Consider the following 20,559-nt stretch of genomic DNA (forward strand, 5'->3'; position numbering starts at 1 on the left):
CAGGTGTGGTGATAGTGCCGTCATCGCTCGCCCATGAAAAGCATTGTGTCTTACTCTGTCATGAAGTCGAGCTCCTCTCAGCTAAGTGAGGTCTCCTTGTTTGTTTATTAGCCCCCCGCCCACAACGTTCTACACAACCCTCATCGTCGGCAGCGTCAGATGTGTATCGGAGACAGCAACAACCCCAACCATCCCGCCACCCACAACACCCCGCCGAACCCCCCGATAAACGCCTGCTGTGCCAGCGGCTGCACATCGGCCCTCGCCGACGCCGGCAACAACCCCATCGCCGCTGGCATATCACCCGCCACCACCCGCGACGCGATCCCGGCCACTTGGTCCTGCCACTGCGCACCGATACTCGCCCCCAACAATTGCTCGCTGTGGCTGCTCAACAACGCCCCATACACGCCAATGGCCAGCATGATTGCGCTGAAACGCATGGTGGTACTCATCCCCGAGGCCATCCCGACGCGGTCGCGCGGTACGCAGGCCATGATGTTTTTCTGCGTATCGCCATTGAGCAAGCCCGCGCCGGCCCCTGTGACCGCAATGGCCAATGCGAAGGGCACGTACCCGCCGACATTCACCGCCCACGCGCTGAGCAGGTTGCCGCAGCCCACCAGGGTCAAGCCGGCGGCCATCATCGTTGCAGGGGTAAAACGCCCCGCCAGGCGCGCGCCGATGCGGGGGCAAACCAGCATGGTCAGGGCGAACGGCAACATGCCCAGGCCCGATGCGATGGCGGAAAATCCCAGGCCGTTCTGCAGGTAGAAGGGCAGCAGCGTCATCATCACTTGCGCGCATCCGGCGTAGGCAAACATCCCGAGCAAGGCGCCGATAAAGCGTGGGTGGCGAAACAGTTGCAGGTCCACCATGGGCCGTTGCTGCACGCGTTCGACCAGTACAAACACCCCCAGCAGCACCGCGCCAGCCAGCAGGCGCGCATAGGTCAGCGGGCTGTCCCAGCCGATGCGGTTGGCCTCGATCAGCCCCCAGATCAGGCACAGCAGGCTGGCACTGAACGCCAGGCTGCCCCAGGGATCAAGGCGGGCCGACTGGGTATCGCGGGATTCCGGGATGGCGCGCAGCACCAGCGCCATCAGTGCCAGGCCCACGGGCAGGTTGAGGTAGAAAATCCAGCGCCAGCCCAGGTACTCGGTGATCAAGCCGCCAAGGGTAGGTGCAGCAGTCATCGCCACGCCCATGCACGCGCCCCAGAACGCCCAGGCTTTGGCGCGCTCCACTTCATCGTGGAAGGTATGGCCGATGGAGGCCAGGGCCGACGTCAGCAATAGCGCCGCGCCGACGCCTTTGACGGCGCGGGCGATGTCCAGCCACAACGCGCTGGGCGCGGCGCCGCAGCCGATGGACGCGAGGATGAAAATACTCAGGCCCCAGACCAGGGTTTTCTTGCGCCCGAAGCGGTCGGCAAGGCTGCCGGCCGGCAAGAGCAGTGCGGCGAAGGCCAGCATATAGGCACTGACGACCCACTCGATATCGGCGAAATTGGCCCCCAGGTCGCGGGCGATACTCGGCAGGGTGACGGCGACAATATTGGTGTCGAGCACAATCAGCGAGCAGACGCCGGAGGCGGTGAGCAACGTCAAGCGCGGGTTGACGGGCCTCATGGGTAGATTACCCGGGAGGCAATGGTAGGTGTGAAATCGCAAGGCATCGCAAAGGCTCTCTGGCTGTTAGGATAGGCCCAGCTTATCGCCGTCCAACGTTGCCTTTGTTAGGTAGCAATAAGAACTTCATTACCTTTGAGCTAATCCTGCGATGGAAATCCGTCATTTTCGCTACTTCCTGGCCGTCGCCCGGCAACGCAACTTTACCCGCGCCGCCGAGCAACTGGGCATTGCCCCGCCGACCTTGAGCCGGCAGATCCAGGACATGGAAACCGCATTGGGCACGCGCTTGTTTATCCGTCAGCAGCGCGAAGTCAGCCTGACCGAAGCGGGCGCGGCACTGGTGCAGGAAGCCGAAGCCACCGTGCGCCAATTCGAATGCGCCCAGCGCCACGCCCAACGGGCCGGGCGCGGTGATATCGGGCATATCGAACTGGGTTATGTGGCGTCGGCGGTGTATGGCGGCGTGCTGCAGCGGCAGATGCAGGCGTTCAGTCAGGCGTTTCCCGATGTGAGCGTGAATGTGCGCGAATGCGCCATGGCCGCATTGCCAGGCGCGGTGGCGGATGGGCGGTTTGATATTGGTTACGTCCGCTCGCCCATGACCTTGCCCGACGGTGTCGAAGCGATACGCCTGGACAGTGAAGGGTTTGTTTTGGCGCTGACGCAGGGTTCCTGGCTGTTGGGGTTGAAGGCCATCGGCTGCGAACACCTGCAAAACGAGACCTTTATCCTCCCGGAGCAGATCAGCGGTACGCTGCACGTCGCCGCCCAGGGCGGTTATGCGCCGCGCCTGGGGCCGCAGCCGGGTGGCTTGGTCGCGGTGCTGGCGCTGGTATCGCTGGGGCAGGGCGTCGCGGTGGTGCCGGCGTCGGTGGTGGGGCATGTGACGCTGCCGAATGTGCTGTACCGCCCCATTCAAGGCAATGACGCGTCGTCGTGGCTGTCGCTGATTCACCGCCGGTTTGAAAAAGCACCGGCGGTCGCGCGGTTTATCCAGCAGGTAAAAGCGGCGCGCTGAACACGACTACAGATCTTGTAATAGTTTTGCACTGTAGGAAATTTACCTTTCGGCTGTACGATTCAAGTCCTTTTTTATCGCAGGATTTGCATGAACACCCTCTCGGAGCCCCCCAGTCGTCTTTCCCCAAGACATCCGCTGCTGCCGTTCCCGCTGAAGCATCCCGTATTCCGACTGCTAACCTTGTCCCGGTCCACTGACCGCGCATTGCTGTGCCTGGCATTCTGAACTTCGAATCAAAGAGACTCTATAAATGGAATGGTTAGCGGATCCAACGGCCTGGCTCGGCCTGTTGACCTTGATTGTGCTGGAACTGGTGCTGGGTATCGACAACCTGGTGTTTATCGCGATCCTCGCGGACAAACTGCCACCCGAGCAGCGTGACCGTGCGCGCTTGATCGGTTTGTCCCTGGCATTGCTGATGCGCCTGGGCCTGCTGGCGAGTATTTCGTGGTTGGTGACCCTCACCCAGCCGCTGTTCGAGGTGTTCGACAAGAGCTTCTCCGGCCGCGACCTGATCATGCTGTTTGGTGGTGTGTTCCTGCTGTTCAAGGCCACCATGGAGTTGCACGAACGCCTCGAAGGCCACGTCGCCCAACGCAGCGGCAATGCGGCCTACGCGATGTTCTGGCCGATCGTGGCGCAGATCGTGGTGCTCGACGCTGTGTTCTCCCTCGATGCGGTGATTACCGCCGTGGGCATGGTGGATGAGCTGGCGGTGATGATGATCGCGGTTATCGTGTCCATAGGCGTGATGATTGTCGCGAGCAAGCCGTTGACCCGCTTCGTCAATGCGCACCCGACGGTGATCATGCTCTGCCTGGGCTTCTTGATGATGATCGGTTTCGCCCTGACCGCCGAAGGCCTGGGTTTCCATATTCCGAAGGGCTACCTGTATGCGGCCATCGGTTTCTCGATCCTGATCGAAGTGTTCAACCAGATTGCCCGCGCTCGTCGCAAGAAGTCGGCGCAAGGCGTGTTGCCGGTACGTGAGCGCACCGCCCATGCGGTGATGCGCTTGCTCGGCGGCCGTAGCCTGGCGGTGGAAGAGGTGGGTGAAGAGGTGGCCGACCTGTTGGGCGAGCCGGATACCACGCAAGGCCCGCTGTTTGATCGCCGCGAGCGCGTGATGATCAGTGGCGTGCTGCAATTGGCCGAGCGGCCGATCCGCACGTTGATGACGCCACGGGCCAAGGTGGACTGCATCGACTTGGCGGACGACGCCGAGACGATTCGCCTGAAACTGATGCATTCGTCCTACTCGCGCCTGCCGTTGATCCGTAATGGCGCGGTGGATGAACCCCTGGGTTTCGTGCACAAGAAGGAGCTGCTCAAGGAGTACCTGGCCGGCAACGAGCCGAACCTGGAGCATCTGGCACGCCGGGCGATCAACCTGCTGGAGAGTTTCTCGGTGCTCAATGCCCTGGAGCAGATGCGCCAGGAATCCACCCACATCGCCTTTGTGATCAACGAATTCGGTGACTTCATGGGCGTGTTGAGCATGACCGATATTCTCGAATCCATCGCCGGTGAACTGCCCGACGCCAGTGAAATCGAGGGGCCGGACATTGTCGAGGACGGTGCAGGTTTTCGCGTGAACGGCGCCCTCAACCTCAACCAGATCCGCCAGCGCACCGGCTTCAACGCCACGGCGACCGAGGACTACCAGACCCTCGCCGGCCTGGTGATGAGCCTGCTGGACCGCTTGCCGGTGGTGGGCGACAGCCTTGTGTACGAGGGCTGGCGCCTGACCGTGGCGGCCGTCGAGGAGCGGCGGGTGACCCAGGTGGCTATGGTGCGTGAAACGTAAAGCGGTCCTTGCCCGCATGTTTTGACACATACAACGCCTGGTCCGCCTTGACCAGCACTTGGTTCAGGGTTTCGCCATCCTCCACCCGGGCCAGGCCGATGCTGATGGTCACCGGGTGTTGGCTGGCGTCCGCCCGCACCTGGGCACACAACTGCTCCGCCAACTGCGCCGCGTCTTCGCGGCGTACGCCTGCCAGGTAGATAGCGAATTCTTCGCCGCCGAGGCGCGCATAGTCGTATTGGCTCATCACCGCGCGGATGTCATTGGCGACACGCTTGAGTACATCGTCGCCGACGTCGTGGCCGAACCGGTCATTCACTTTCTTGAAATTGTCGATGTCGATCATCGCCAGGTAGTGGTCGTGCGCGCGTGGCTGGTGGGCGAGTTTTTGCCCGGCGCTGGCCATGAAGGAGCGGCGGTTGGGGATGTCGGTCAGTGTGTCCACGTAGGCCTGGTCCAGCAGCAGCTTGGCCATGATGTAGTTGCTCAGCTTGACCTGGCGCAGCTTGAGGAAGCTGTAGAGGGTCAGCAGGCTGAGAAAGCTGGAATAAAAGAACACCGTGGTGCCTTTGACTTCCAGCACCGAGGTTTCGGTGAGGTAGAACGGGTTGAGCACCACCCAGGTGATCACCAGCGTGGCGGCGAATGCCCAGCGGCTCAACGGCAGTACGGATGCGCTGTAGAGGATGGTCGACGCGCCGAGGATCAGCCAGCCGGGGTGCAGGTCCATGGGCAGGCCTTCGATCACCAGGCGGATGCCGATGGCGATGATGCTGACGAAAATCAGGTTGATCCACTGGAAGTGGCGCACCTGGGTGTTGAAGGCCAGTACCAGCGTGGTGATCAACAGCGCGCTGAGAAATATCACCGAATAGAAGGTAAAACCCTGGCCGCCGCGAAAGCTGACGATCAGGTTGAACACCAGCCAGATGCTGATGCTGGCGAGGTAGATCAACAGGCAGAAAGGCTTGAGTCGCTCGAAATCGTGCTGGGCGAACTCAAGTTGCAAGGCGGGTGAGGGGAGTTTCTTGAGGACTTCGGCTTCAATGGTCTTGAACATTGCTGACCCTGGCTCGGCTGAGACTGCATTGAGCAGCGTAGACGTCTGTCAGGGCCGTGCAAGGGCTAACTGGCGTAGCGGGCGAAGGTATCCTCCACGAGTTGTGCCTGATCTTCCAAGGGGCCGAAGCCTTTGAGTGTCTCTTTCAGTTGCCCGTTGAAATAGATCAGCGCGGTCGGAGTGCCCGTGACCTCGGGATGCCTTGGGGTTTGTGCACAGTCAAGCACCATGCTCACGACGTTGGGGTATCTGGCGGCAACCCTTTCAAACAGCGGCACGGCTTCGGTGCATGCAGGGCAGTGGGCGGAAACAAACAGCAGAAACACCGGATGTGGAGAACTCAATACCCGTTGGTAGTCCTCGGCATTGGCAATCGTTGCGGTGGCAAGTCCCATGACGGTGGCGCTCCTGCGTGGCGTCAGTTGAGTGCCAACGCTAAATCGAGGATTCGCTACCGTCTACTGTCAACCTTCACAGGTTGGCATCACGCTCCAGACGCTCGCGTGCCTTGCGTGCCTGATTTGCGCATTTCTTGTATTCCAGGTTGTCCCGCGAGGCCTTGGCTTGGCGGTAGCCGTGATGGTTCTGGCTGGTGTAGTTGGTGCTCAAGGCTTCGTTGAGCTTGCGCAGTTCGATCTTGCAGTCGCGCCGGTCGTTGCCGGCCCAGGCGCTGGTGGCGATCAGACAGGAACATATAACCAGGGTGAGGCTGAGCTTCATCGGGGTGCGGTCCTTGTCGGCGGGGATGTGCAAAGGCTAGTCCAGCATGGGGATTTTTCCATGGTGCGTGCGCACTGCAACGGTGCGCGGTAACGCTGTTGTAGCGCACTCGGCTGGGGCCTGTCACCGCACTGTGGGGCCTGGGGTAGCAGGTTGACCGCAGGTGCTGGCGTAACGCCGTATCGTCAGCAACGATTTATCTTGCTGATTTGTAATGAATTTATTCCCTGCGTGTTTTTCTGTTACGGCGTGTGGCACACTTTCTGCTGTCTATTCCGTTGTTACATACTAGGTTCCGGTATAGCGGAATACACAACCCCTGGAGTGCTTGTCATGCATCACCGACCTTCCGTGTTCAAAGCGTGTGTTTTTCTCTTCGCCGCATCGGCTTCCCTCGCAAGCCTCGTGCAGGCGGCGGACAGCAAGCTCGATAACGTGCTCAAGCGTGGGCATCTGATCGTGGGTACAGGCAGTACCAATGCGCCGTGGCACTTCCAGGGAGCGGATGGCAAGTTGCAAGGGTTTGATATCGACATCGGGCGCATTGTCGCCAAAGGATTGTTCAACGATCCAAGCAAGGTCGAGTTTGTGGTGCAGTCGTCCGACGCGCGGATTCCCAACCTGCTGACCGACAAGGTCGACATGAGCTGCCAGTTCATTACCGTCACCGCCAGCCGTGCGCAGCAGGTCGCGTTTACCCTGCCGTACTACCGCGAAGGCGTGGGCCTGCTGTTGCCCAACAACAGCAAATACAAGGAAATCGAAGACCTGCAAGCCGCCGGCGACGGCGTGACCGTGGCTGTGCTGCAAAACGTGTACGCCGAAGAACTGGTGCACCAGGCGCTGCCCAAGGCCAAGGTCGACCAGTACGACAGCGTCGACCTGATGTACCAGGCGGTGAACTCCGGCCGCGCCGATGCCGCTGCCACCGACCAGTCTTCGGTCAAATACCTGATGGTGCAGAACCCTGGCCGCTACCGCAGCCCGGTTTACGCCTGGAGCCCGCAAACCTACGCGTGCGCGGTCAAGCGTGGCGACCAGGACTGGCTGAACTTCGTCAACACCGCCCTGCACGAAGCCATGACCGGTGTGGAATTCCCCACCTACAAGGCCTCGTTCAAGCAGTGGTTTGGCGTCGACCTGCCCGAGCCGGCGATTGGTTTCCCTGTCGAGTTCAAGTGATTCGTGACAACCGGGGCGCCGCCGACGGCGCCCCTATCAGGTACTGCTGACCATGAACTATCAGTTGAACTTTGCTGCCGTGTGGCGCGATTTCGACACCTTGCTGGCGGGGCTCGGTCTGGGCCTGCAACTGGCATTGCTGTCGATCGCCATCGGCTGCGTGATCGGCCTGCTGATGGCCTTTGCCATGCTGTCCAAACACCGTGCGTTGCGCATCTTCGCCTCGGTGTATGTGACGGTGGTGCGCAATACGCCGATTCTGGTGCTGATCCTGTTGATCTACTTTGCGTTGCCTTCGCTGGGGATTCGCCTCGACAAAATCCCCTCGTTCATCATCACCCTGTCGTTGTACGCCGGTGCCTACCTGACCGAAGTATTCCGCGCCGGGCTGTTGAATATTCCCAAGGGCCTGCGTGAAGCCGGCCTGGCCATCGGCCTGGGCGAATGGCGCATCCGTGCCTACATCACCGTGCCGGTGATGTTGCGCAACGTGCTGCCGGCACTGTCGAACAACTTTATCTCGCTGTTCAAGGACACCTCGCTGGCCGCCGCGATTGCCGTGCCGGAGCTGACCTATTACGCCCGCAAGATCAACGTCGAAAGCTACCGGGTGATTGAAACCTGGCTGGTCACGACCGCGCTCTACGTGGCTGCCTGTTACCTCATTGCCATGCTGCTCCGTTACCTGGAACAGCGTCTGGCGATCCGTCGTTAAGGAGGGTTCCCATGTACGAGTCCCCCAGCTGGCTGCATGAGTTGTGGATCGCCCGGGATACCCTGTGGGCGGGCTTTCAAGCCAGTGTGTATGTGTCGGCGCTGGCGATTATCTTTGGCACCCTGATCGGCATTGTCGCCGGGTTGATCCTGACCTACGGCAAGTTCTGGATGCGTGCGCCGTTTCGCCTGTATGTCGACTTGATCCGTGGCACGCCGGTGTTTGTGCTGGTGCTCGCGTGTTTCTACATGTTGCCGGCCCTCGGTTGGCAGATCAGCGCGTTCCAGGCCGGTGCGGTCGGCTTGACGCTGTTTTGCGGCTCCCACGTGTCGGAGATCGTGCGCGGTGCGCTGCAAGCCATTCCCCGTGGGCAATTGGAAGCGGGCAAGGCGATTGGCCTGACGTTCCAGCAGTCCCTGGCCTACGTGCTGTTGCCCCAGGCGCTGCGGCAGATCCTGCCGACCTGGGTTAATTCCTCCACGGAAATCGTCAAGGCGTCGACCCTGCTGTCGGTGATCGGCGTGGCGGAATTGCTGCTCAGTACCCAGCAAGTGATTGCGCGCACGTTCATGACCCTGGAGTTCTACCTGTTCGCCGGGTTTCTGTTCTTTGTCATCAACTACGCCATCGAATTATTCGGGCGCTACATTGAAAAGCGGGTGGCCTTGCCATGAACCAACCTCACATCGAGCAACCGTTGCTCAACATTCGCGGCCTGCGCAAACAGTACGGCGAGGTGGAAGTGCTCAAGGGCGTCGACCTGACCATGCAGCGCGGCAACGTGGTCACGTTGATCGGCTCCAGCGGTTCGGGCAAGACCACGCTGTTGCGCTGCGTCAACCTGCTGGAAGAGTTCCAGGGCGGGCAGATCACCCTCGACGGTGAGTCCATCGGCTACAGCGACATCGGCGGCAAGCGCGTGCGCCACCCCGAGCGGGTGATTTCCCAGCATCGCGCCATGACCGGCATGGCGTTCCAGCAGTTCAACCTGTTCCCGCATTTGACGGCGTTGCAGAACGTCACCCTCGGCTTGCTCAAAGTCAAAAAAATGGGCAAGGACGAGGCCGTGGCACTCGCGGAAAAATGGCTCGACCGCGTAGGGCTTCTGGAGCGCCGCAACCACTTCCCCGGCCAGCTCTCCGGTGGCCAGCAACAGCGTGTGGCGATCGCCCGCGCCATTGCGATGAACCCCAGTCTGATGCTCTTCGACGAAGTCACCTCGGCCCTCGACCCGGAGTTGGTGGGCGAAGTGCTCAGCGTGATCAAGGGCCTGGCGGAAGAGGGCATGACCATGTTGCTGGTCACCCACGAGATGCGCTTTGCCTATGAAGTGTCCGACAAGATCGTTTTCATGAACCAGGGCCGTATAGAAGAGCAGGGTAGCTCGAAGGACATTTTCGAACGCCCACAGTCGCCGCGCCTGGCGGAATTTCTCAAGAACATTCGTTTTTAATCAGGAGGCTATTTTTATGAGCATTACTCGTTACGGCACCGGCAGCACCGCCGGCGGCGGCCAGCCCCGTCCCTTCGCCCGCGCGGTGGAAGCGGACGGCTGGCTCTACGTCTCGGGCCAAGTGCCAGCGGTGGACGGTGAAATCATCAACGGCGGCATCGTCGAGCAAACCCGACAGACCATGCGCAATGTGGTGGCGATTCTTGAAGAAGCCGGCTACGAGTTGAAAGACGTGGTGCGTGTCGGCGTGTGGCTGGAAGACCCGCGCGACTTCTGGAGTTTCAACAAGGTGTTCGGCGAATACTTCACCCCGGAACACGCCCCGGCGCGGGCCTGTGTGCAGGCCAACATGATGGTGGATTGCAAGGTGGAGATCGATTGCGTGGCCTACAAGAAAAAGGGCTAAATGCCCGACTCTTGAGATCACCGAAGATCCCATGTGGGAGCTGGCTTGCCTGCGATGACGGAGTGTCAGGCAACCCATGGGTGACTGAACCACCGCCATCGCGGGCAAGCCCGCTCCCACAGGGGTTCACTGTGCAGCATTACCACTATGACCGGACCAAAAACTGCCATGACCGAAGACACCATCAAGCGCCGCGCCAAAGGCCTGGACCGGGCGTTCGATATCCTCGATTTTCTCAAGGAGATCGGCCAGCCCCTGCGCCCGAATGATATTGCCAGCGGCATCGGCAGCCCCAAGTCCACGGTCTATGAACTGGTCGCCTCGCTGCTGGAGCGGCGCATCCTCGAAACCGTGGGCAAGGACGGTCACGTCTACCTCGGCCGCCAGCTGTACTTCCTCGGCCAGGCGCACCTGCGGCACTTCGACCTGACCCGCGAGGCCGACCACGCCTTGCAGGAGATCGTCAGCCAGACCCACGAAACCGCGCAGATGTGCCTGCTCAACGGGCGCAAATACACGGTGGCGCTGATGCGTGAGGGCGAGCGGCACTTTCGCATTTCCTCGGACATCGGCGAAAACGCGCCGATCCCCTGGACCGCGTCCGGGCGCCTGTTGCTCGGGCATTTGAGCGACAAGCAGATCATCGACCTGATCGACCACGACGACTTTATCCTGCCGGACGGCCAGCGCTTGCCGCTGGACACCTTCCTGGCGCAAATCCGTCAGGCCACCCTCGATGGGTTCTTTTCCTTCGACAGTGTGGCCGACACCTTTACCCATTGCTTTGCCGCCCCGGTACGGGACGCGCAGGGCATCAGCATTGCGACCCTGTGCATCGTCGCCCCACGGGCCGATGCGCTGAAAAACTACAACGACTATCGCCGGGTGTTGATCGACAGCGCCAACAACCTGGCCCGTCGCATCAACGAATAGGAGCATTTCATGTCTGCCATCAATGCCGTTGCAAAGGGTGCCGCCGCCGTCGGTGCCCACTTGGTCCGTGACGTCAGCCTGCCTGCCCTGGTGCTGCACCGCGAAGCCCTTGAACACAACATCCGCTGGATGCAAACCTTCGTCAGCAACAGCGGCGCCGAACTGGCGCCCCATGGCAAGACGAGCATGATGCCGGCGCTGTTCCAACGCCAGATCGCCGCCGGTGCCTGGGGCATCACCCTGGCCAGTGCGGTGCAGACCCGCGCCGCCTATGCCGGTGGCGTGCGCCGCGTGCTGATGGCCAACCAACTGGTGGGCGCGCCCAACATGGCGTTGATCGCCGACCTGCTGGCGGACAAGGATTTTGACTTCCACTGCATGGTCGACCACCCGGACAACGTCGCCGACCTCGGCCTGTTTTTCGCCGCCCGTGGCCTGCGTCTCAACGTGATGATCGAATACGGCGTAGTCGGTGGCCGTTGCGGTTGCCGCAGCGAGCAGGAAGTGCGCGACCTGGCCAAGGCGATCAAGGCCCAACCGGCCCTGGCCCTCACCGGTATCGAAGGCTACGAAGGGGTGATCCACGGCGAGCACGCCATCAGCGGCATCCGCGACTTTGCCGCGAGCCTGGTGCGCCTGGCGGTGGATCTGCAGAACAACGGTTCGTTCGACCTGCCCAAGCCCATCGTCACCGCCTCGGGGTCGGCCTGGTATGACCTGATCGCTGAATCGTTTGAAGAACAAAATGCCGCCGGCCGCTTCCTCAGCGTATTGCGCCCGGGCAGCTACGTGGCCCACGACCACGGCATCTACAAAGAAGCGCAATGCTGCGTGCTCGACCGTCGCAGTGACCTCAACGAAGGTCTGCGCCCGGCACTGGAAGTCTGGGCCCATGTGCAATCGATGCCAGAGCCGGGGTTTGCGGTGATCGCCCTGGGCAAGCGCGACGTGGCCTACGACGCCGGGTTGCCGGTGCCGCTCAAGCGCTACAAGGCGGGCGTTGTGGGCTCTGAAGGCGATGATGTGAGCGCGTGCAAGGTCACGGCCGTGATGGATCAGCATGCGTTCATGACCGTCGCCGCTGGGGTTGAACTGCGCATTGGCGACATCATTTCGTTTGGCACTTCGCACCCTTGCCTGACCTTTGACAAATGGCAGGTGGGATGCCTGGTGGATGAGCAGTTGCAGGTGGTTGAGAGTTTGCATACCTGCTTCTAGACCGAGTCGCGGCCATCGCAGGCAAGCCAGCTCCCACATTTTGATCTGTGAACACTTTCAAATGTGGGAGCTGGCTTGCCTGCGATGGGGCCCTAAAAAACACCCGAGACAATCGCCATGAGCACCCACCCCCACATCGCCCTCATCGGCGAATGCATGATCGAACTGCAACACCGCGCCGACGGCAGCCTGCACCAAAGCTTCGGCGGCGACACCCTGAACACGGCGGTCTACCTGCGCCGCGAGCTGGGCGATAGCGGCCATGTCGACTATGTGACGGCGCTAGGCGATGACAGCTTCAGCGACGCCATGTGCCAGCAATGGACCGACGAAGGCCTCGGCCTCGGCATGGTCCAGCGCCTGCCCGGGCGCTTGCCGGGTTTGTACTGCATCCAGACCGACGCCAATGGCGAGCGCAAATTCCTCTACTGGCGCAACGAAGCCGCCGTGCGCGACTGCTTCACCACGCCCGCTGCCGAGCCGATCCTGGCCGCATTGCCGGCTTACGACGTGGTGTATTTCAGCGGTATCACCCTGGCGGTGCTGGGTGAAGTCGGCCGCGAGCGCTTGCTGCACACCCTGGTCGAAACCCGTCGGCGCGGCGGCAAGGTGGTGTTCGACAACAACTACCGCCCGCGTTTGTGGGCCAGTGTCGAGGCGGCACGTGAGGCGTATCGCAAGGTCTTGGCCCAGGTGGACATGGCCTTGCTGACCGAGGATGACGAGCGAGCGTTGTTTGGGTATGCCAGCAGTGAGCAGGTGTTTGCGGCGTATCCGGCGATTGAGGAAGTGGTGCTCAAGCGTGGTGCGGAGGACTGCCTGATCCGTTCTAACGGCGAGCGCTTTGCTGTGCCGGCCGTGAAAGTCGAGAAGGTGGTGGATACGACGGCGGCGGGGGATTCGTTCAGTGCGGCGTATCTGGCCAGCCGTTTGAAGGGCGGCTCGCCGGAGCAAGCGGCGGTGGCGGGGCATGGGTTGGCGAGTCGGGTGATTCAACTGCCGGGGGCGTTGATCCCCCGGTGATTGGCCGCCTGCGGCGGATCGCGGGCAAGCCCGGCTCCCACAGTTGACCGAGTTTTGTCTGAAGGAACTCGGTCAACTGTGGGAGCTGGCTTGCCTGCGATAGCGGCCTGAAGCCAACCCCTCAATCCCGGTAAAACACCTGCACGAGGTGATACCCAAACTTGCTCTTGATCGGCCCATGCACCACCCGCAGCGGCTTCTTGAAAATCACCGCATCGATCACCCCCACCATCTGCCCCGGCCGAATCTCCCCCAGATCACCACCGCGCTTGCCCGACGGGCAGGTGGAGTACTTCTTGGCCAGCACGTCAAAGGCTTCGCCCTTGGCAATGCGCTGCTTGAGTTGTTCGGCTTCTTCGCTGGTTTTCACCAGGATATGACGGGCTTGGGCTTTCATTGATCTCTACCAGGTACGTGCAACGGCGCGCGATTATGCCTGAACTCATTCGACCACGCTGATCATGCTACGGATTTTCGTGGCCAGCAGGTCGATGGAAAACGGCTTGGCCACCATGTCCATGCCGTCCTCCAGGAAACCTTGGCGCTCGGCGGCTTTTTCCGCGTACCCGGTCATGAACAACACGCGCAGGCCCGGCCTATGTTGGCGGGCGATCTCTGCCAGTTGCCTGCCGTTCATGCCCGGCAGGCCGACGTCGGTGACCAGCAGATCCACGCGTAAATCCGATTCCAACAGCGGCAGCGCAGTGCGTGCATCCGCCGCCTGGTGTGCGGTGTAGCCCAACTCATCGAGCACGTTGACCACCAGCATGCGCACCGCCGGATCGTCTTCGACCACCACCACGGCTTCACCTGCCAGGGCCACCGGCGCTTCACCGAGGCTGGCCGGCAGGCTGCTTTCCAGCGCGGTGCCATGCAGGCGCGGCAGGTACAGGCGCACGCAGGTGCCCTGGCCCGGTGCGCTGTGGATGGTCACGTGCCCGCCGGACTGCTGGGCAAAGCCGTAGATCATCGACAGCCCAAGGCCAGTGCCTTGGCCGATGGGTTTGGTGGTAAAGAACGGGTCGAACGCCTTGGCAAGGATTTTCGGCGCCATCCCTGCGCCGTTGTCGCACACGCCGAGCATCACGTAGTCACCGGCTTTTACCGGTTCCAGGGTGGTGATGTCGGTGCCGTCCAGGTAGCTGTTGGCCGTCTCGATCAGCAGTTCGCCGCCGTCGGGCATGGCGTCGCGCGCATTGATCACCAGGTTGAGCAGGGCGTTTTCCAGTTGGCTGGCGTCGGTGTTCACCGGCCAGATGTCGTGGCCCAGTTGCACCTTGAGCGCGATATGCGCGCCCTTGGTGCGGCGGAACAGCTCTTCCAGGGACGCCACCAGCTGGTTCGGGTTCAGCGGGCGACGGTCCAGCGACTGGCGCCGTGAAAACGCCAGCAGGCGATGGGTCAGGGCGGCAGCACGGTGGGCGGAGGACACGGCGGCATCGGTAAACCGACCGATTTCGTCACTGCGCCCAGCGGCGATATAGCGTTGCATCAGGTCCAGGCTGCCGATGATCCCGGTGAGCATATTGTTGAAGTCGTGGGCGATACCGCCGGTGAGCTGGCCCACGGCTTCCATCTTCTGCGCATGGCGCAGGGCATCTTCGGCGCGTTCGCGTTCGAACATCTCGTTTTGCAGGCGCTCGTTGGCTTCGGCCAATGCCTGGGTGCGCTGGGCCACACGCTCTTCGAGGTTCTCGTTGAGGTGGCGCAGGGCTTCTTCGGTGAGTTTGCGTTCGGTTTCGTCGATGACAAAGATGTAGAAGCCGTTTACCGAACCGTCATTGCTGAAACGCGGCAGGTACTTCATCAGCGCATGGCGCGGGCGCCCGTCGCGGTGCGGGGTGATGGTCTGGAAGCTGCACGCCTTGCCCTTGAGCGCCGCGTTGATCTGGTCCTCGCGGCCGGCATACACCTCGTCGCCGAGCACTTCGCGGATGCTCTTGCCGTACAGTTCCTGGGGCGTCATGCCGTACCACTCCAGGTACGCGCTGTTGTTCAGGCGAAAGCGTTGCTCGTGATCGACGTAGCCAATCAGCACCGGCATGGCGTTGATGATCAGCTGCAACTCGGTCTGGCTTTGGCGCAAGGCCTGTTCGGTGTGCTTGCGCTCGGTGAGGTCCAGCGCCGCGCCGAGAAAACGCGCCGGGCGGCCCTGATGGTCCTTGTAGCAACGCCCCCGGGCAAACACCCAGCGCACCTGGCCGTCGGCTTGCTGCAGGCGGTATTCCTCGGCGTATTCGGTGCCAAAGGTGATGCAATGCTTGATGCTGCGCGCCACCATGCCCCGGTCTTCCGGGTGCACGCCTTGCAGGTAGGCGCTAATGGGCAACAGGCTGGCATGGTCGGGCGCCACGCCGTGCAGGTAGGCAAAGTGGGCGTCGGCGATAAAGCGGTCTTCGCCGATGTCCCAATCCCAGGTGCCCACGGCATCGGTGGCGGCCAGCGCCAGTTGCAGGCGTTGCTCGGTGTTGTGCTGGGCCTTGCGGCGTTCGTTGGTTTCGATGGCGGTGACCAGGATCCCGGCGACGCTGCCGCTTTCATCACGCACTGGGCTGTAGGTCAGGTCCAGCCAGATCTCGGTGTCGCGGTGATTGCGTTGCAGGATAAAGCGCTGCTCGGTGAAGGTGCGCACCTGGCCTTCGAGCACGGCGTTGTAGATCGGCGCGGTGAAGCTTTGCAGCTCCGGCCAGGCCTGGTGCGCGGGTTGACCGAGGGCGTCGGGGTGCTTGTTGCCGGCCAGCAGGGCGAAGCCGTCGTTGTAGAGCTGGGTCAGTTGGCTGCCCCACAGCAGGAGCATCGGCATCGGTGAGTGGACGACGATATCCACGGCGGTGCGCAGGCTTTGCGGCCAGTCGTTGATCTCACCGAGGGGGCTTTGCGCCCAGTCCAGCCGCGCGATCAAGGCGGCGGCTGCGCTGACGGTGGGTGTTCCATTCATGAAAAAGCCCTGAGCGTAACGCTTTGAAATATGACAAACGCCGATTATCCCGTGAGTCGGGAACGGCTGACTACCCCTCGAAAAATAGCACGCCTTGGTGTTTTGTCCTCAAATGAGTGTGTCAGGGCTGAAACCTTTCATCTTCACGCTAGTTCGGGGCGGTCGCGAAACTCCTCCAGGGCCTGTGGATTGGCGAGGGCGTCGGTATTTTTCACCGGTTCGCCGTGCACCACGTTGCGCACCGCCAATTCGACGATCTTGCCGCTGATGGTGCGGGGGATATCCGTGACAGCGAGGATCTTCGCCGGCACATGACGTGGCGTGGTGTTGGCTCGGATCACCTGGCGGATTTGCTGTTCCAGGGTCTCATCCAACTCGATACCGTCGTTGAGGCGCACAAACAGCACCACCCGTACGTCATCCTGCCAGCGCTGACCAATGGCCAGGCTTTCCAGCACCTGGGGGACTTTTTCCACCTGGCGATAAATCTCCGCCGTGCCGATGCGCACACCGCCGGGGTTGAGCACCGCGTCGGAGCGCCCGTGAATCAACAGGCTGCCGTTGGGCCGTTGCTCGGCGTAGTCGCCCTGGGCCCACACGCCGGGGAACTGGCTGAAGTACGAGGCGCGCAGCTTCTTTTGCTCGGGATCGTTCCACAAACCGATGGGCATGGCGGGAAAGTGGCGGGTGCAGACCAGCTCGCCTTTTTCGCCGACCAGCGCGCGGCCCTGGTCATCCCAGACCTCGATCGCCATCGCCAGGCTCTTGCACTGCATCTCGCCCCGGCGCACCGGCAGCACCGGGTTGCCGATCACAAAACAGGAGACGATATCGGTGCCGCCGGACATGGACGACAGGCACAGCTCAGCCTTGATCTCGCGGTACACGTAGTCGTAGCTTTGCGGCGACAGCGGCGAGCCGGTGGAGATCAGGCCCTTGAGGCTGCGCAAATCGTGGCTCAGGCGCGGTTGCACGGCGGCCTTTTCCAGGGTGGCGAGGAACTTCGGGCTGGTGCCGAACACGCTGATCCGTTCGGCGTCGATCAAGTCGATCAGGCGCTCTGGCCCCGGATGAAACGGCGAGCCGTCATACAGCACCGCTGTGGCGCCGATGGCCAGCACCGAGACCAGCCAGTTCCACATCATCCAGCCGCAGGTGGTGTAGTAGAACAGGCAGTCATCGCGGTTCAGGTCGGCATGTAGGCCGTGTTCCTTGAGGTGCGTGAGCAGCACACCGCCGGTGCCGTGGATGATGCACTTGGGCACGCCGGTGGTGCCGCTGGAATAGAGGATGTACAGCGGGTGATCGAAGGGCACCGCGACGAATTCAGGCTCGCCGCCGGGTTGGTAGAAGTCGCCCCACAGGCTGACGCTGGCCGCTGTTTGATAGTCCGCGACCTGCGCCTGGGGCCGTGCGTACGGCACGATGATCAGCTGCTCCAGGGACGGCAGGCGTTCGAGGATTTCGTTGAGCTTGGCCGTTTGGTCGATGTCTTTGCCGGCGTAGCGGTAACCGGCGCAAGTGATCAGCACCTTGGGTTCGATCTGGCCGAAACGGTCGATCACGCCCTGGGTGCCGAAGTCGGGCGAGGAGCACGACCAGATCGCCCCGAGGCTGGTGGTGGCAAGCATGCCCACCAGGGTTTGCCAGGTATTGGGCATGCACGCGGCGACGCGGTCGCCCTGGGTCACGCCGATGGCCCGCAGGCTGCTTTGCAGGCCCGCGACGTGGGCCGCCAGTTCGGCGTAGGTCAGTTGTTCGCGCTGGCCGTCTTCACCGATGGCAACCACGGCGGGGTGGTCGTCGCGGCGGCGCAGCAGGTGTTCGGCAAAGTTCAGGGTGGCGCCGGGGAACCACTGGGCGCTGGGCATTTCATCGCCTTCGATCAGCACGGCGCTGGGCGGGCTGCGAAACTGCACGTCAAAGAACGCGACGATGGCCTGCCAGAAGTCGGGGCGCTGGTCGATGCTCCACTGGTGCAGGGCGGGGTAGTCGGCGAGTTGCAGGGCGTAGCGGTCGTTGATGTAGCGGCGGAACTGGTCCATGCGCGTGGCGGCGATGCGTTCCGGGGAGGGTTGCCAGAGGATGTCGGACATAAAGCTGCCTCTTATTCTTGAACAAACGCAGATGAAAACGGTGGGAGCTGGCTTGCCTGCGATGGCGGTGTGTCAGTCACTGATGTGTTAACTGGCCTACAGCTATCGCAGGCAAGCCAGCTCCCACATTTGAATCGCTGTGTTTGAGCTACTGGGCCAGCCAGCCGCCGTCGATGTTCCACGCGGCGCCGCGCACTTGGCTGCCGGCTTCGCTGCAGAGGAACAGTACCAGCTCGCCGAGTTGCGGCGGCGTGACAAACTCCAGCGACGGCTGCTTCTCCGCCAGCAGATCATGCTGCGCCTGCTGCGGGTCCACGCCGGTGGCGATGCGATCATCAATCTGCTTCTGCACCAGCGGCGTCAGCACCCAGCCCGGGCAGATGGCGTTGCAAGTCACATTGCTGGTGGCCGTCTCCAGGCCCACCACCTTGGTCAAGCCGATCACCCCATGCTTGGCCGCCACATACGCCGCCTTGCCCACCGAGCCGACCTGGCCGTGCACCGAGGCGATGTTGATGATGCGCCCCCAACCCTTGGCCTTCATCCCCGGCAGGCTCAAGCGCGTGCTGTGGAACACCGACGACAGGTTGATGGCGATGATCGAATCCCAGCGCTCGGCAGGGAAGTCTTCCACCGCGGCCACGTGCTGGATGCCGGCATTGTTGACCAGGATGTCGACGCCGCCGAATTCACGCTCGGCGTAGGCGAGCATATCGGCGATCTGCGCCGGGTCGCTGACGTCCGCCGGGTGATGGCCGACCTTGCCGCCAAACGCCTGGACCTGGGCGATCACCGTGCTGGCGTCGCCGAAGCCGTTGAGGATCAGGTTGGCGCCGGCCTTGGCCAGGCTCAGCGCTATCCCCAGGCCGATGCCGCTGGTGGAGCCGGTGACCAGGGCGGTCTTGCCGTTTAAAGTCGTCATGAAAACCTCACACAATGCCGGTGGCGTAGAAAGTCCCGATCACCACGAACACCGCAAGGGTCTTGATGATGGTGATGCCGAAAATGTCCTTGTAGGCTTCGCGGTGGGTCAGCCCGGTCACCGCCAGCAGCGTGATCACCGCGCCGTTGTGGGGCAGGGTGTCCATGCCGCCGCTGGCCATGGCGGCGACGCGGTGCAGCACTTCAAGGGGGATATTGGCCGCATGGGCCGCCGAAATAAAGCTCTCGGACATGGCCGCCAGCGCAATGCTCATGCCGCCCGAGGCGGAACCGGTGATGCCGGCCAGCAAGGTCACGGTAATCGCTTCGTTGACCAGCGGGTTGGGGATGCCCTTGAGCCAATCCGCCAGCACCAGAAAACCCGGCAGCGAGGCGATCACTGCACCAAAGCCGTATTCCGAGGCGGTGTTCATCGCCGCCAGCAGCGCGCCGCTGACCGCACTTTTGCTGCCTTCGGCGAGTTTGCTTTTGATCGCCGACCAGCCGAACGCGAGCACCATCAAGATGCCCACCAGCAGCGCCGCCTGCACCGCCCAGATCGCGGTGAGCTTGGCGATTTCGGTGGTTACCGGCGCGCTCATGCCCGGCAGGGCGAGGCTGTGGGTCTTGCCGTACCACTGCGGAATCCAGTGGGTGAACAGCAGGTTCATCACGCCCACGAGGATCAGCGGCGACAGGGCGATCCAGGGATTGGGCAGGCTGAGGTTTTCGGCGGTTTCCGGCTCGTTGCGCAGCTCGGTGCCATAGCCTTCGCCAGCACGCTGGGCCTTGTTGCGCTGGCGCGCCAGGTAGAGCATGCCGGCGCAGAATACGAAGATCGTGCCGATCAAGCCCAGCCACGGCGCGGCCCAGGCGGTGGTGTTGAAAAACGTGCTGGGGATGATGTTCTGGATCTGCGGCGTGCCGGGCAGGGCGTCCATGGTGAACGAAAACGCGCCGAGGGCGATGGTCGCGGGAATCAGGCGCTTGGGGATATTGCTCTGGCGAAACATCTCCGCCGCAAACGGGTACACCGCAAACACCACCACAAACAGCGACACGCCGCCGTAGGTGAGCAGGGCGCAGACCAGCACGATCACCAGCATCGCCTGGCGCGTGCCGAGCAAGCGGATCGCCGCGGCCACAATCGAACGGGAAAAGCCCGACAGCTCGATCAGCTTGCCGAACACCGCGCCGAGCAGGAACACCGGGAAATACAGTTTGATAAAACCGACCATCTTCTCCATGAACACCCCGGTAAAGGCAGGCGCAACGGCGGATGGATCAGTCAGCAGGACAGCGCCGAGGGCGGCGATGGGGGCAAACAGGATAACGCTATAGCCACGGTAGGCAGCCAGCATCAGCAGCGCGAGGGCTGCCAGGGCGATGATTACACTCATGGAGTGTCTCCGGATCGAATTGTTATTTTTGT

General features: G+C 62.2%; 19 protein-coding genes. 10 read left to right on the forward strand and 9 right to left on the reverse strand.

Annotation, left to right across the window (positions count from 1 at the left end; genetic code table 11):
* Nucleotides 1-155 precede the first annotated feature (155 nt).
* A complete protein-coding gene (locus tag J1G37_RS18220) occupies nt 156-1,631 on the reverse strand; it encodes an MFS transporter (RefSeq protein WP_207044030.1) in 1,476 nt (491 codons plus the stop codon).
* A 151-nt stretch (nt 1,632-1,782) separates the two neighbouring features.
* Here J1G37_RS18220 and J1G37_RS18225 point away from each other — a divergent pair, with 151 nt between their 5' ends.
* Nucleotides 1,783-2,652 carry a LysR substrate-binding domain-containing protein gene (locus tag J1G37_RS18225; RefSeq protein WP_207044032.1) on the forward strand — a complete coding sequence of 290 codons (870 nt, stop codon included), beginning with the start codon at nt 1,783-1,785 and terminating at the stop codon, nt 2,650-2,652.
* Nucleotides 2,653-2,905: 253 nt separating this feature from the next.
* Complete coding sequence (locus J1G37_RS18230; RefSeq protein WP_207044035.1) at nt 2,906-4,462, forward strand: TerC family protein; 1,557 nt, start codon at nt 2,906-2,908, stop codon at nt 4,460-4,462.
* On the opposite strand, the gene J1G37_RS18235 is transcribed toward J1G37_RS18230, so the two are convergent.
* From J1G37_RS18235 to J1G37_RS18245, 3 genes are all read right to left on the reverse strand, one after another.
* Nucleotides 4,443-5,522, reverse strand: coding sequence for a GGDEF domain-containing protein (locus J1G37_RS18235; protein WP_207044038.1), 1,080 nt, complete (start codon nt 5,520-5,522; stop codon nt 4,443-4,445). The genes J1G37_RS18230 and J1G37_RS18235 overlap by 20 nt on opposite strands.
* Before the next feature lie 65 nt (nt 5,523-5,587).
* Entirely contained in the window at nt 5,588-5,917 is a 330-nt protein-coding gene (locus J1G37_RS18240; RefSeq protein WP_207044039.1) for a thioredoxin family protein, read from the reverse strand.
* A gap of 76 nt (nt 5,918-5,993) precedes the next feature.
* Nucleotides 5,994-6,242, reverse strand: coding sequence for a hypothetical protein (locus J1G37_RS18245; RefSeq protein ID WP_207044351.1), 249 nt, complete (start codon nt 6,240-6,242; stop codon nt 5,994-5,996).
* Between the two features lie 333 nt (nt 6,243-6,575).
* Between J1G37_RS18245 and J1G37_RS18250 the strand changes: the two genes are divergently transcribed.
* The 8 genes from J1G37_RS18250 to J1G37_RS18285 all read left to right on the forward strand — a co-directional run bounded on the left by J1G37_RS18250 (nt 6,576) and on the right by J1G37_RS18285 (nt 13,172).
* A complete protein-coding gene (locus J1G37_RS18250) occupies nt 6,576-7,424 on the forward strand; it encodes a transporter substrate-binding domain-containing protein (RefSeq protein WP_124526746.1) in 849 nt (282 codons plus the stop codon).
* Nucleotides 7,425-7,476: 52 nt separating this feature from the next.
* Nucleotides 7,477-8,139 (forward strand): amino acid ABC transporter permease, encoded by a 663-nt coding sequence (locus tag J1G37_RS18255; RefSeq protein WP_124526745.1) that lies wholly within the window; start codon nt 7,477-7,479, stop codon nt 8,137-8,139.
* Between the two features lie 11 nt (nt 8,140-8,150).
* A complete protein-coding gene (locus tag J1G37_RS18260; RefSeq protein WP_017737241.1) occupies nt 8,151-8,813 on the forward strand; it encodes an amino acid ABC transporter permease in 663 nt (220 codons plus the stop codon).
* Nucleotides 8,810-9,592, forward strand: a complete 783-nt coding sequence (locus J1G37_RS18265) for an amino acid ABC transporter ATP-binding protein (protein WP_124526744.1) — start codon at nt 8,810-8,812, stop codon at nt 9,590-9,592. The genes J1G37_RS18260 and J1G37_RS18265 overlap by 4 nt, the downstream gene beginning before the upstream one ends.
* Before the next feature lie 16 nt (nt 9,593-9,608).
* On the forward strand, nt 9,609-9,998 hold the full coding sequence (locus J1G37_RS18270) for a RidA family protein (protein WP_078742925.1): 390 nt from the start codon (nt 9,609-9,611) through the stop codon (nt 9,996-9,998).
* A 168-nt stretch (nt 9,999-10,166) separates the two neighbouring features.
* A complete protein-coding gene (locus J1G37_RS18275; protein WP_207044041.1) occupies nt 10,167-10,931 on the forward strand; it encodes an IclR family transcriptional regulator in 765 nt (254 codons plus the stop codon).
* 9 nt (nt 10,932-10,940) lie between these two features.
* Nucleotides 10,941-12,149, forward strand: a complete 1,209-nt coding sequence (locus J1G37_RS18280) for an amino acid deaminase (RefSeq protein ID WP_207044043.1) — start codon at nt 10,941-10,943, stop codon at nt 12,147-12,149.
* 117 nt (nt 12,150-12,266) lie between these two features.
* Nucleotides 12,267-13,172 (forward strand): sugar kinase, encoded by a 906-nt coding sequence (locus J1G37_RS18285; protein WP_207044045.1) that lies wholly within the window; start codon nt 12,267-12,269, stop codon nt 13,170-13,172.
* A gap of 121 nt (nt 13,173-13,293) precedes the next feature.
* Here J1G37_RS18285 and J1G37_RS18290 read toward each other — a convergent pair whose 3' ends face one another.
* From J1G37_RS18290 to J1G37_RS18310, 5 genes are all read right to left on the reverse strand, one after another.
* Nucleotides 13,294-13,569, reverse strand: a complete 276-nt coding sequence (locus J1G37_RS18290; protein ID WP_017737235.1) for a peptidylprolyl isomerase — start codon at nt 13,567-13,569, stop codon at nt 13,294-13,296.
* Between the two features lie 45 nt (nt 13,570-13,614).
* Nucleotides 13,615-16,110, reverse strand: a complete 2,496-nt coding sequence (locus J1G37_RS18295) for a PAS domain-containing protein (RefSeq protein WP_207044050.1) — start codon at nt 16,108-16,110, stop codon at nt 13,615-13,617.
* 143 nt (nt 16,111-16,253) lie between these two features.
* Complete coding sequence (locus J1G37_RS18300; protein WP_207044053.1) at nt 16,254-18,206, reverse strand: acetoacetate--CoA ligase; 1,953 nt, start codon at nt 18,204-18,206, stop codon at nt 16,254-16,256.
* Nucleotides 18,207-18,354: 148 nt separating this feature from the next.
* Complete coding sequence (locus J1G37_RS18305; RefSeq protein ID WP_207044057.1) at nt 18,355-19,128, reverse strand: 3-hydroxybutyrate dehydrogenase; 774 nt, start codon at nt 19,126-19,128, stop codon at nt 18,355-18,357.
* Nucleotides 19,129-19,135: 7 nt separating this feature from the next.
* The gene (locus J1G37_RS18310; RefSeq protein WP_207044060.1) at nt 19,136-20,527 is read right to left on the reverse strand and encodes a GntP family permease; all 1,392 of its coding nucleotides are present in this window, start codon (nt 20,525-20,527) and stop codon (nt 19,136-19,138) included.
* Between the last annotated feature and the right edge of the window lie 32 nt (nt 20,528-20,559).

This window comes from Pseudomonas sp. Marseille-Q1929 (assembly GCF_017316265.1).
Taxonomy (GTDB): domain Bacteria; phylum Pseudomonadota; class Gammaproteobacteria; order Pseudomonadales; family Pseudomonadaceae; genus Aquipseudomonas.